This window comes from Pseudoalteromonas sp. SR44-8 (assembly GCF_014163635.1).
GTDB lineage: Bacteria > Pseudomonadota > Gammaproteobacteria > Enterobacterales > Alteromonadaceae > Pseudoalteromonas > Pseudoalteromonas rhizosphaerae.
On record NZ_JACJDS010000014.1, the window covers coordinates 1 to 12,712 of the forward strand.

The window sequence follows — 12,712 nt, forward strand, 5'->3', positions numbered from 1 at the left end:
AGGCTAAAGGCTAAAGGCTAAAATTATAAAAGTCGTGTTTGTTAAATCAAGCACGGCTTTTTGCTTTGTATTCATTACAGTTCAATTAATACTAGTATTCACACATCAATTTAATTTCAAAATCTAATAGCAAACAACTACCAACTACCAACTACTAGAAATGGGACGATAAATGGCAGCCTGGTCGGCATGCTAAGAAAATAAAACAAATTAAAAATATTGCTAAAAACCACAGACAAGTTTATGAAAGGGCTGTAAAACACAGGGAAGTAAAAAAATAAATATCAAAACCAAAGAGAAAAAGAAAAGTCGCAATGTAAAGGTTCTGGTAGAGGAATTGCAAAAGTAATAACAGGCATCGTCTGTAGAATAAAATAACTATATTTTCATGAGCTGCATATTGCAGCTCATTTTCTAGGAGTAGATTTGATGGAAACTGAATTAGACCTTGAGGCTTTATGGGATGAATGCATCACCATGCCCGACGCTTCACCTGACGTAAAGTATGCCAAACAAGACTTTTTTAATCGTACGGAGCAACAGATATTCGTAACGTTTGATATGAGTGTTATTGAGAGCGCCAGTGAGCTAAGGAAAATCACTCCACCACTTTTTAATCTTTATTTTCCACACTTTCAAAATTATATTTTAAAATGTAAACACAATGCTATGGAGGCGAATGATATAGCAAGCTGTTACATTCGTCTTTTAGTAGAGAAGCTGCAGCAAGGAATAGTGAGTAATAAAGAGATTATTGAGAAAGCAGTGCTTGTTAATAAACACTTTAGAGAAAACCTCTGCTTTTACAACGACTGTCCAGAAGTATATGGCGACTTGAAGCTTAAATTAGATGAAGTCGATAAGTTGTTGGCTCAGTATGAAATTAAATAAACACTGATTAAAAAAGAAAAAGCGCGATGTGTTATAAATCGCGCTTTTGCTCACTTACAAACTTTCTTAACGAGCTAACTTTACTCTCGCCAACTTTAATCTACTTCCAACTTCTCATTTTATGGCCTTTAAGCGCATAGAATAAGATGAATAAGTAACTTGGGATCATCAAGGCGTAAGCACCTTGCGCACCTAAGCCTGCTGCGTTACCTAAACCAATCAGTAATGGGCCTAATGCACCACCTGCAATACCCATAATAAGTAAACCGGATGCAGTGCCAGTTAAACGACCTAAGCCAGTTAATGCTAACGGCCATATTGCCGGCCACACCATGGCATTGGCAAAACCAAGTAGGGCAATACATAACAATGGATCTGGCAGCTCAGGGCCACCAAATGGTACTAATAATATGTTAGCAAGAATAAATGAGTCGTTACTTCCCATTATTACTGCAAGTACAGTTACAATACCTGCAAGCCCAGACATAACGAGCGCATTTTGCTGCGACATAAAACGGGGAATAAGTGCAATACCAATGGCATAACCAACCAACATGCACGCCATGGTGTATGAGGTCATCACTGAGTAATCGGCAATCCCAATCTGTAATGCGTAAGAGCCAATGGTATCTGCGGCAATCACTTCAACAGCAACATATAAGGCAATACCAATTACACCCAGCACTAGGTGAGGATGTTTTAGTGCTTCTTTTACTTCGCCTTTACCATTACCTTCAGACTCTTCAAAAACCAAATCAGGTAGCGATGAAAATTTAGCAAATGCTGCAAACGCAAAGATCAAACCTGCAATTGCCATATAAGGTAAAATAAGACTATTCGCCATCGCATCTTTTTGCTGTTGTGATAATTGCTCACCATCAGCGACTACACCGCTGACAACAACGGCAGCAAAAATAACAGGCACGATAACCCCAGCAAATTTATTCAGTAAGCCCATAATACATACACGAACTGCCGCTGATTTTTCAGATCCCATTTTAACAACATACGGATTTACCGCTGTTTGTAGGATTGTTTGCCCAACACCTATCATTAGCTGTGCGAATAAAAATATTTCAATCATCTGCATTTTAGCGGCAGGAATATACATCAAGGCTGACGCGGCCATTACTGCACAGCCAATTGCCATACCATTTTTGTAACCTACACGCTTAATAAGCATTGCAGATGGGATGCCAGCGACTGTTACGGCAATATAAAATGAGGAAATAATAAACGAGGCTTGCAGTGGCGATAACACCAACATTTGCTGTAAAAACGGTGTAATAGCGCCATTTAGCCAAGTTATACAACCTAGAATGAAAAACATTGAGCCTGCCAATGTCATTGGTAGCCAAATACTATGTTTAGTGTTTGCTTCACACTCGACAGTTGCTTCCATAAATTTATCTCAACAGTTTATTTTAATTAATTATTTTAGCATTACGCCGTGAAAGCTCTATAAACCAAGGCGCTGCAATCCTAAAATCATTTTTATTACATTAAATTAATCATACACCAACAAAAATGACAGCGCTATCATTTTTAAAAAGCAAAAAATCGACCCTGTTTGTTATAAGGCTTTATAATAAGCAACGCTTAAAAGGCTTTTATTTCACCGCCAATGATCGCCCTTTACGGATACCTCTTTGAGAAAGCGTACGAACTTGCTTTACATTAGTGGCTTTATTTTCATCATCATAAATGAGCCAATTGCCAAGACTATTTTGATATTCGATGACAATCCCCGGATACAAAGTAAATGCATCTAAGCCTTCACTTTGTTGTTGTGCAGCTACGCTAGGTAAACGATAAAAGCGCCCTGCTTGCTCTAGCTTTGCAAATTCTTTAAAGCCAACTAACGCCGCAAAACGCTGCCAATCAGCTGCTTTTTGTTGCTTAAGCGTTGTATTAAAATGGCCTGTATTTTGATCATACTTAGCGCCTTGCCCGTTATAATCTAATTCCCATGGCGCTTTATGCCAAGCTCGCTCTGCAAGCGCTAATAACCGTGGATATAACATGTACTCAGCTTGCCTGTCACTGCGAATGAGCTCTGACCATAAATGCCCTTGCAAACCAATAAAAGGTTTTGTGCGCATCGTTTTACGATCATCAGCACTGTAATCATGATTGTTTACCGAACGCCAAATTTCAGCATGCGCAGGCAAATTATCCGGCATAAACTCAAACACTTTTTTACTGTCAATCGCGCGACTCGCCCAGTGATTCCCGGGCTCTTGCGGATGCGACTGATATGGGAAGTCAAAATAAGTTACATCCGGGCTTGATAACACCACATCCCAGCCTTGGTTAGCATGACGATGCGCAACCTCATGCCCACCATCGCTCAGCGTTGCCCACGCATTTGACTGCACATTTGCTGGCATGCTCTTTAGCGTAACGTCGTTCATACCGTCGCTCCATCCGGCCACTTTAAAGCCTTTTTTAGCAACTAGGCTACTCACTTTTTCAATAAAATAGCCATTAAATGAATGCAGCGCCGGTTGTTGGTTTTGCAAACGCCGACAGCTTGGAGAGTCAACCCACGCACCAGCCGTCTCATCGGCGCCAATATGGTAAGTTTTAAGAGGCACACCGGCTTGCACATGTAATGCGTTTACTTCATCGAGCACTTTATCGATAAATTGATAAGTCGATTCTAAACAAACATTTAAGGTGTTATCTTGATAATGCTGGATTGAACTGTACTGAGTTTTATCAGCGGGTTCGACTAAACGATACTGAAGCGCCTGTACGCTTTTGCCTTGGCCTATTAAACGGTTGAACCTTGCCTCCATTGCAACAATTGCCGCGCGCGAATGCCCTGGCATATCAAGTGATGGGATCACTTCAATAAAGTGCGCTTGAGCATATTTTAATATTTCAATATAGTCATTCTGGCTGTAGTAACCATTTACCGCTGATTGACTATCAAGTCCTGCGCCTAGCTGTGGTAACAAACAACGCTGTTCGGTTAAATCTAAGCAACGCTTGGCACCGACTTCCGTAAGCTCTGGTAAGTCGTTAATAGCCAATCGCCAGCCTTCATCATCCGCTAAATGTAAGTGTAATTTATTAAGCTTATAGGCGGCCATTTGCTCTATGGTATTTAAAATAAATGTTTTTGAACGAAAATTGCGTGCTACATCAATGTGCATGCCTCTAAATTCATAACGCGGCGCATCAGTAATATTAAGTGCTGGGATAGTTAAATTATCAAGGCTGACTAACCCTGCGATGCTCTGCAACGCATAAAATACCCCTGCAGAACTCGTTGCGCTAATCGTTATTTGCTCATGTTGAATTTTTAACGTGTAAGCCTCTGGGTTATCAGCTGCTAAATCTAACTTGAGCGTGGTTTTAATCCCTTGGCTATGCTGCTTAATACCAAAACGTGCTAAGCGTGCTATTGCCGCTGTAAGTTGTACTTGATCAATATCATTCGCTAGCTGTAGATTTAGGCCTTGGCTTAAATCTACAGCCTCACCCGATAATAAAGTTAAAGCGACCGGCTTTGGGATCAAGCTCAGCGGTGGCGTATTTAATATAGGCCGAGACTCACTTTCATATAAATACTCCGCATCCATCCATGGTGTCGCATCGTCGTTACTCGTTTGTAGTTGTTCATAGGTTAAAAATGGTGCTAAATATGGTTGTAACTCTAGCTTAGTGTCAGGATCAATTGAGGTTTTAGTACTGTTAATAACTCGGCTTGTTAAACCCGCACTTGCCAACATGTAATTAGGCATAAACTCAGCGCGAGTAATTTGCGATTCTTGACTATAAAACTCTATACTTATCGGCGTATTTTGTTTAAATCCGGCAAATGCCATGGTGGGCTTTATTTGGTGTAAATCGCCATTGATATGCGTAATGGTAAACTGCGACGAGTCAGTGCTATAAATTGGCATTAGCTGACTAAAATAAATTGACCACTGTTGACTGTTTGCATCAAAAGGTGTGCTGAACGTCAAACGCGATAAGTAACACTGCTTTTGATGAGGTGCAGGGCAAGTATCGGGCTTTGCCGAAAGTAACTCATATTTTACCGATAACTGCTGCGCGAGGGTATCTAACTCAGTCTGCGATGGTGCTTTAGCAAAAACTGCAGCCGGACATATGGCAAGCACCAATAATATAATTTTACGCATAGCTAGCTCCCAACGATTGCTCATAAGCCATGTCGTTTATAAATAACGCATGGCTGCCAAATAATGGAGCATCGTCGCCAAGCTCACTAATACGAATATCTAACGACTGCAAAATAACTGGGTTAACTAACTTAGCTAACTGAATATGCAAACTAGGTAAAAAGCACGCTGATGATTGTGCAACAGAGCCACCTAGTACAATAACGTCAGGGTCAAACGCGAGTATCACATGGTTTATTGCATGAGCGAGATGCTTGCCAAACTCATCAAATAAACGTTGTGCGTGTGCGTCATTTGCCAATGCCTCTTGGTAAGCTTGCTTGCCCGTTGTACCTTGATTAATAAAAAACTGCCCAGAGGTAAAGTGCTCAATAATCCCTTGTAAATAACTAAAACTGCCAAACTCTCCTGCGGCTGAGTGCTTACCCGTATATAATCGACCATTAAGCACCAGCCCGGCGCCAAGTCCAGTGCCTAAGCAAATGCCAATTAAATTCGTATCTGATTTAAAATTACCTTGAGTAAATTCTCCCATAGCAAAACAATTTGCATCATTATGCACCCGTACGGGCAGTTTAAAATGTGTGCTTAATAGCTGCTTTAACTGCACATTTTTCCAATTGGGGATATTAACCGTTTCGATCACTTCGCCAGTTTCCATCAGCACCATGCTAGGTACACCTACGACGATACCAATGCAAGTATTATCAACCACTTGCTTGATGATTCGACATAAAAAGTCGTTTGTTTGCTGCTTACTTGCTGAGCCGTCCACATCAAAATAGCGTTTTTCTATTACACCTGTTGCGGTTACTTTTGCGACCAGCGCTTTGGTGCCACCAAGGTCAACACATAATAAAGTTTGTGACATTACAACCTCTTTTGTCATTAGTTACTTTCAGCAAGCTTTGCTGTCTGTGGATTACTTTTAAGCGTGTGATTAGCAACCAGTGGGTTAGCCCAAATACCGACACTAAAAATATAACCAAGCGGCATTAACAGCAGTAATAGTGATATTTGTAAGCTACCTGTAAGCTCACTCACCGCACCAATAATAGGCGAGGCAAATGCACCGCCGACAATCCCTGTGCATAAAATACCAGATACAGTGCCATGCCCTTTTGCAACTGAGTTTAATGCCAACGAAAATATCACCGACCACATAATTGATAAGAAAAACCCAACCGCAGGAAACGCCCATAATGCCAGCTCAGTATGTGCAAATAATGCGGTAAATAGACTAACCACCGCACCAACACTAAAAGTAAGTAACACATGTTTAGCATCAAAGAGTTTTAACAGCACGATGCCCAATAAGCAGCCTAATGTCAGTGATAGCCAAAACTGACTCACTATCTGTGCTCCGCCTGTATTTGGGTCAAGTTGGTGATAGGTTTGTAAAAATACTGAAATTGAATTAGCCACTCCTTGCTCAAGCGCCACATAAGCCACGATGGCAAAAAAGAACTTGATCACGGTGGGGTCTTTAAATAATTGTAAGCTTTGTTTGATACTGCCTTGTTGCGGATTTTCTGCTTGGGTGTTGTGTTTTATCGGTAACACGCTAATAACCACCAACATCACTGTGCATAACAGTGCAAATAATAAGTACATACTTAGCCAAGTCATATCGGCGGGTACTAATTGCAATAACCAGTTTTGGCTCTGTGCTTGTGAATCTGCTTTAACAAGCGCGCTATATACCAGCGGTGATAAGGTCGCTGCACCACCAAACATTAACTGGGCTGCGACCGAAAAAACCGCAAAATGTTTAGAGCCACCACTGGCTCTAAGTAACGGATTAATTGCCACTTGCAATAGAGCCATGGCGGTCCCGATCAAAAATAATGCTGACATTGCAACAGCAAAAATCGGCAAGCTAACAAATAACACACTGCCAAATAATGCCAGTGAGAATGCTATAAGCATGACCTTTTTTTCACCTAAGCTTTGCACCAACAACCCTGCAGGGATCGACATAACTCCATACGCGATAAAAAATGCAAATGGGAAAAAACCAGCAAGGGTTAAGCCTATATTATAGCTTTGGATCAGAGCCGGAAATATCGGCGCTAATAAGTTCGTTATAAATGAAATAACAAAAAAGGTAACTAGTACTAGTAGCACTATCAAATAATTTCTTTTCATAATTGTTCTACCTGAAAGTCTCATTCTAAAAATAAATAGAGTGGTGATAGCCATCTGTTCGTGGGCATACAAACAAAATGATTCAAGGGAATAATTAATCACCACTCTTAATTAGCTAAGTCTGCCATCATAGAATGAGTTATGCGGCACTACTCTACGGCTTGTTGATACTTTTCAACTCACTTTATGCAGTCTTCATTGCACGTAGTTGCTCTGCATGTGGTTTACAGTGCTTATTACACAGTTCATGCAAATACATTTTTGCGCCATTACAAATTGCAGCGCAAGCGGGTTCAAATGACTGCTGGCACCGCGAGCTTTGGTAGTCCATGCCACCAAGTAAGCAATACCAACTAGGTCTAAAATAAACTTGCTGTTGGGTAAGCTTTGACAAATACGCATCAAAATCATCGCCATTAAGCCATGCTTTTAGTAAAGACTTTAAAGCACTAGAGCTGTGATTCAGTTGCTTGGCTGTAAGCCAGTATTCACTGTCGGTGCGTAAGCTAGTTGCATAATGCGCAACCACATAATCTTTAATGCCATACACTAATTGATGGAGTTGTTGATTGACGTGTTCTGCTACTTTTAATGACTGCTCGTTGTTTTTTAGCTTTGTTAAGGCTTGGCTAAATAACTTAATACTATGTTGAGTAACCATCAAAGATGTCGCTTCGATGGGCTCAATAAAGCTCTGCGCCAACCCTATAGCCATGACATTGCTTTGCCATGCAGACTGCATACAGCCGACTTTCATTTTTAAATGCCGAAACGCGCTATTTTGTGGATTTATGTTTAATTGCAGGGCAAGCTCATACTGGGCTTGCTCATCAGTGATATGTTTTGAGCTATATACATAGCCATTACCGATACGGCTAGTGAGCGGAATTTGCCAACACCAACCGGCACTTAACGCCGTAGATTGAGTAGCACATGGCATCACAGCATCGCTAGAAATTGGCGTCGCCACGGCTACAGCACGGTCGTTAAGTAGTTCATCAGCAAATGAATTAAAAGGTGTACCCAGTGTTTGCTCAATTAACAGTGCATTAAAACCACTGGCATCGATAAACATGTCGCCGTTAATTTGTCGTCCATCAACCAGCGTAATATCAGCTATATTGCCATTGTTGTTTATATGCGCGTGGCTAAACTCACCATCAATGTGTTCAACCCCATTCTCTTGTGCATAGGCTTTTAGCACACCCGCTAATTTTATGGCATCAAAATGATAACCATAAGTTTGCTCTTTGAGCATAGGTGTATGCACTTTTGGACTTAAATTTTGTTTTGCGATATGGCCTGTTAAAAAATACTCATCTGGGGCTTGCCAATCGCCATTACCGCGCCTTCGGGCATTAGCGTTTACAAAATAAACTTCGGCAGTTTTTTCATCCATGTCGCTATAAAATGGATGGAAATAACAACGTTCATCGCCATTCCAATTATTAAAGTAAATGCCTGCTTTGTAGCTTGCATCGCACTTGGGCATCCATTGTTGTTCACTAATACCGAGTGAATCCATAAAGTTTTTTAAGTGTGGTGTTGAACCTTCACCAACGCCAATACTGCCAATTTTACTCGATTCAATAACACTAATAGCTAATTCAGGATGCTGCTTTGATAAATACGCAGCGCACATCCAACCCGCACTACCACCGCCTAAAATTACTAATTTATTTATGATAGCCATAACTAAAAAAGGCCGCCAAGTGGCGGCCTATCTCCATTAGAATTTATAACTTACACCAAGGTAATAACGTGAACCAAACTCGATAGTATTTTGCGTTAAAGCAAAGTTAGTATCGTACGATTGCACCACTTCGTTGGTTAAGTTAACGCCTTCAAGGCTAACATCTAAGTTTTCCATGGCATGCCAGATGATTGACGCATCAATTTGTTGATAGTTATCGTTTTTAACTGCTTGGGCTGCACCAACACCAATCCATTCACTGCGCCAGTTATATGCTAAACGAGTGCTGATAATATCGTTCTCAAAGAACACTGATGCATTAAAACTGTTTTCAGAAACACCTGGTACCATTTCTTTTGAGCCATCTGGCGTGGTTGTTTCACTGTCTACGTACGTATAGTTAGTCACCACCCCAAAACCGTTAGCAAAGCTATGCTGTAGTTGCAGTTCAATACCATTTACAGAGCCTTCGCCGTTACTACGAGGACGAGTAACACGGCATTGCTCATATAGATCTGGACTGGCGCCACAGCCATCTACAAATTCAACCGCTTCAGTCGAAAAAACAACGTTATCAATTTGTTTGCTGAAAAATCCTGCTGATGCCATAGAAGCGCTTGTAAAGTAATACTCTATAGCAATATCGCCCTGGTTAGCTTCATAGGGTTTTAGATCAGGATTTCCCCCTGTGGCGCTACCAAAATTGGCATTAATTGCTAAGCCGGGTTTTAAATCACTGTAGTTTGCGCGAGACATAACTTGTGATGCTGCCGCGCGAATAATAATGTCATCCGATAAATCATAAGCAAAGTTTACGCTAGGGAGTAAGTTATTATAATCGACCGTCTCTTTGAAAACCGCGCCGTCGGCGTAGCCGCTCGATGTTTGCTCAGTCTCAACGTAACGTAAACCAATATTACCTCGGTAGTTTTCGCCACTAAAATCAGCCTTCGCGTAAATGGCGATCATATCTTCATCCACTGAAAAAGTATTACCTAAGTTAGCGACTTCGGTCAGTTCGCCAGCTGCATATTTACCGCTAATGAAATCCCACCATTTATCTGTATCAAGTGAGGCATATGCATCAAGCGTATGACCGGAGCTTTGTGAATGCAGCCCAGTTAATACGCCATCACTCCAATTTGATAAATTACCATCGGGAACAAAACCAAGTACTTCGTCTGGATTACGGTTAAATGCAATGCGCGAAAATTCGCTACTATTAAATTTAATGCCGGTCTTGATTGCAGTAAAGAAATTACCATCTAACTCAAATTTAACATCAGCTTGAGCATAACTCACATCATGCTCTTGCACTGTGGTATCAAAATTTGCTTCTTGGGCATGTTTAAATTGCGTTGCATCGGTAGCATCTAGCGAAGTTAGCCAAACTTGATAAGGACCAGTAGCATCATAAGTAAAACCACCATCAGTGCTGTTTTGTCCATTAGGAAATGCAGGATCACCTATTTTACCTCCTTCATCTGAGGCTGGGATCCACCATGAAGATGCGCCAAATTGCGTGCCGCCATCTGATGTTGATTTTCCAATTACACCACTGAGTTCAAAGCCATCACCTTGAAACTTACCAGTTAGGTTTAGTACATCAGCTTTCATATTAACGGCATTACGCACTACTGGATTATAAATAATGGAAGCATATGCAGGTAATATAGTTGCTTGCTCGGTACCGCCTAATGCATTGTTGGTTACATTAGTAGAACCCGCACCACGGGCGCCAACCGTCAGAAAGTTATGGTTTACATGCGGGTTATCAAATTCAAAACGAAAATAATCAAGCACAAACTCCATATTATCGGTTGGTGCAAACTGCGCGGTTAATTGCGCGCTGGTCCGCTCACGCTCAGACTTAAATGCTTGCGAACCTAAACTCCATGCACCGACTGTCGATTCTTGTCCTGTTGCTTGGTTTTCTGCAAAGTACTCATAGTAGCCGCCAATAGACTCAAGTACATGGCGCCCTGAAGTTAATTGTTCATAAGAGTACGCAGCTAAAATACCAAATTTTTCATCTTCATTTTTCCAACTAGCAAGAATTGATGCACCAGGATCAGTCTCATCATACAATGAACTTTGTGCCAACTCTGCAGAGAGCAGTAACGTATTTGCATCTAACTCCAGAGGTTTACGAGTCGTTAAGTTAACGGTTCCTCCCAGTGCTCCTTCTTCGATATCTGCCTCCGGTGTTTTATACACTTGCACACCCGACACTTGCTCTGCTGATAACAATTCCATATTAAAAGTACGTGTCGCTGGGCCTAAATCGTACCATGAGGTGCTTGCTACTGTTTGACCATTGAGTAATATTCTTGATTGCTCTGGTGCAGTACCACGAATAGTTACGCCATTTACCTCACCATATTGGCGGTCAACCGTCACTCCTGAAATACGTTGTAGTGCATCACCAATGTTTTTATCCGGAAATTTACCAATATCTTCTGCGGTAATGGCATCTACCACTCCATCTGCAAAACGCTTAGTGTTCATTGACGCTTCTAAAGAGCGACGAATGCCACGCACTTCAATGGTTTCTATATCACTGTCAGCTTGAGTTTGAGCTGCAGCTAATGCCATTGGACTGACGTATAGTGCTGAGATACATATCGCCAATGTCGATAGTTTAAGCGATGCTTTGTTGATGTTTTTCATTCCTAGTCCCCTATTTATTGTTATTGAAAGCGTTACTAGGGTATCGCGCCGCATTCGTGTTAAGCAGTACAATTGACACTTTATCCGGTACTTTCCTATCAAAGGAATGTTAATTTTGATGGCAAAATGTTCAATGTCCTGTTAGCAAAGAATCGCGTGCAATAGATTAATACTAAAAGTGAATTGAAAAGTATTACTTAGACTGCTAAAAATTGTTCAATATAGGGACTAAAATAAATAAGGAGGTCGTCATGCGGGCAATGTGTGAAAAAGTCATTCCTAATACCAATTCATCGTGGCGCTATTGTAAATATACGCTTGATTACATTCCATTTAATTGGCATTACCATCCAGACTTTGAGATTTGCCTTACTTTAAACAGTCAAGGGGTATGCCATATTGGCGATTACATTGCTCCTTATGGCGAACTTGATCTAGTGATCCTTGGTGCTGATTTGCCCCATACTTGGCAATCGTCACCGAATATAGATAACAGTGTACAAGTTGTTCACGTTGCACAAATTCCAAAAAAATGGCTTAGTCAGCAAATTACTAGTCACCCTGAATTTGCCATACTTGAAGAGTTATTAATCGCTGCGCGACAAGGCCTTAAATTCTCGACTAAAACAGCGATGATAGCGAAATCATATTTTGAAAAAATCGAGGTCAGTAACCCTTTTGAGCAATATTTAGGTTTATTTAAATTACTGTATTTAATGAGCCAAGAAGCAGTCCCTCAGCAGCTTTCTAGCGCGAGTTTTTGCTACACTAATAAAACTGATCCCGCAAAAGATAAATTTGATAAAGTGATTGATTATATTTATCGCCATTACACTGAGGGCTTAAGCGCAGAACAATTAGCTAACATGGCGCATATGAGCACTAACCACTTTCACCGCTTTTTTAAAAAGCGTATGGAACGCACTTTAACAGAATTTATTAACCAGTTAAGAATTGGTCAAGCTTGTAAGCTATTGATCAATACTAACCGCGCTATTACGGCTATCAGCGATCAATGTGGGTTTAAAAATACCTCTAACTTTAATCGCCGCTTTTTAACACTAAAAGGGACAACACCAAGCCAATTTAGAAAGCGCTTAAAACAAAAATCATTAGTGTGAAAGAGTAAAAAGGTAGGGCTACCTACCTTTTATAA

Annotated in this window: 8 protein-coding genes; 2 read left to right on the plus strand and 6 right to left on the minus strand. The window is 40.9% G+C overall.

The features are described 5' to 3' along the window. The first annotated feature begins 429 nt into the window (after positions 1 to 429). Complete coding sequence (locus tag H5183_RS08645; protein WP_182731452.1) at positions 430 to 891, plus strand: hypothetical protein; 462 nt, start codon at positions 430 to 432, stop codon at positions 889 to 891. A gap of 100 nt (positions 892 to 991) precedes the next feature. On the opposite strand, the gene nagP is transcribed toward H5183_RS08645, so the two are convergent. The 6 genes from nagP to H5183_RS08675 all read right to left on the minus strand — a co-directional run bounded on the left by nagP (position 992) and on the right by H5183_RS08675 (position 11,556). Further along, positions 992 to 2,293, minus strand: a complete 1,302-nt coding sequence (nagP, locus tag H5183_RS08650) for an N-acetylglucosamine MFS transporter NagP (RefSeq protein ID WP_182731453.1) — start codon at positions 2,291 to 2,293, stop codon at positions 992 to 994. 208 nt (positions 2,294 to 2,501) lie between these two features. Beyond that, positions 2,502 to 5,045, minus strand: coding sequence for a family 20 glycosylhydrolase (locus H5183_RS08655; RefSeq protein ID WP_182731454.1), 2,544 nt, complete (start codon positions 5,043 to 5,045; stop codon positions 2,502 to 2,504). Beyond that, positions 5,038 to 5,916, minus strand: a complete 879-nt coding sequence (locus tag H5183_RS08660) for an ROK family protein (RefSeq protein WP_145241877.1) — start codon at positions 5,914 to 5,916, stop codon at positions 5,038 to 5,040. The genes H5183_RS08655 and H5183_RS08660 overlap by 8 nt, the downstream gene beginning before the upstream one ends. A gap of 17 nt (positions 5,917 to 5,933) precedes the next feature. Continuing rightward, positions 5,934 to 7,193 carry an MFS transporter gene (locus H5183_RS08665; protein ID WP_182731455.1) on the minus strand — a complete coding sequence of 420 codons (1,260 nt, stop codon included), beginning with the start codon at positions 7,191 to 7,193 and terminating at the stop codon, positions 5,934 to 5,936. A 184-nt stretch (positions 7,194 to 7,377) separates the two neighbouring features. Next, a complete protein-coding gene (locus H5183_RS08670; protein ID WP_145241881.1) occupies positions 7,378 to 8,886 on the minus strand; it encodes a tryptophan halogenase family protein in 1,509 nt (502 codons plus the stop codon). Between the two features lie 36 nt (positions 8,887 to 8,922). Then, positions 8,923 to 11,556: a TonB-dependent receptor gene (locus tag H5183_RS08675; protein WP_220494549.1), complete on the minus strand. Its 2,634-nt coding sequence runs from the start codon at positions 11,554 to 11,556 to the stop codon at positions 8,923 to 8,925. Positions 11,557 to 11,807: 251 nt separating this feature from the next. Here H5183_RS08675 and H5183_RS08680 point away from each other — a divergent pair, with 251 nt between their 5' ends. Then, complete coding sequence (locus H5183_RS08680) at positions 11,808 to 12,677, plus strand: AraC family transcriptional regulator (RefSeq protein ID WP_145241883.1); 870 nt, start codon at positions 11,808 to 11,810, stop codon at positions 12,675 to 12,677. Positions 12,678 to 12,712: the final 35 nt, after the last annotated feature.

Coding starts and splice junctions, on each gene's coding strand:
- nagP (WP_182731453.1), bottom strand. CDS start 2,293: ATGGAAGCAACTGTCGAGTGTGAAGCAAACACTAAACATAGTATTTGG.
- H5183_RS08655 (WP_182731454.1), bottom strand. CDS start 5,045: ATGCGTAAAATTATATTATTGGTGCTTGCCATATGTCCGGCTGCAGTT.
- H5183_RS08670 (WP_145241881.1), bottom strand. CDS start 8,886: ATGGCTATCATAAATAAATTAGTAATTTTAGGCGGTGGTAGTGCGGGT.
- H5183_RS08665 (WP_182731455.1), bottom strand. CDS start 7,193: ATGAAAAGAAATTATTTGATAGTGCTACTAGTACTAGTTACCTTTTTT.
- H5183_RS08675 (WP_220494549.1), bottom strand. CDS start 11,556: ATGAAAAACATCAACAAAGCATCGCTTAAACTATCGACATTGGCGATA.
- H5183_RS08645 (WP_182731452.1), top strand. CDS start 430: ATGGAAACTGAATTAGACCTTGAGGCTTTATGGGATGAATGCATCACC.
- H5183_RS08680 (WP_145241883.1), top strand. CDS start 11,808: ATGCGGGCAATGTGTGAAAAAGTCATTCCTAATACCAATTCATCGTGG.
- H5183_RS08660 (WP_145241877.1), bottom strand. CDS start 5,916: ATGTCACAAACTTTATTATGTGTTGACCTTGGTGGCACCAAAGCGCTG.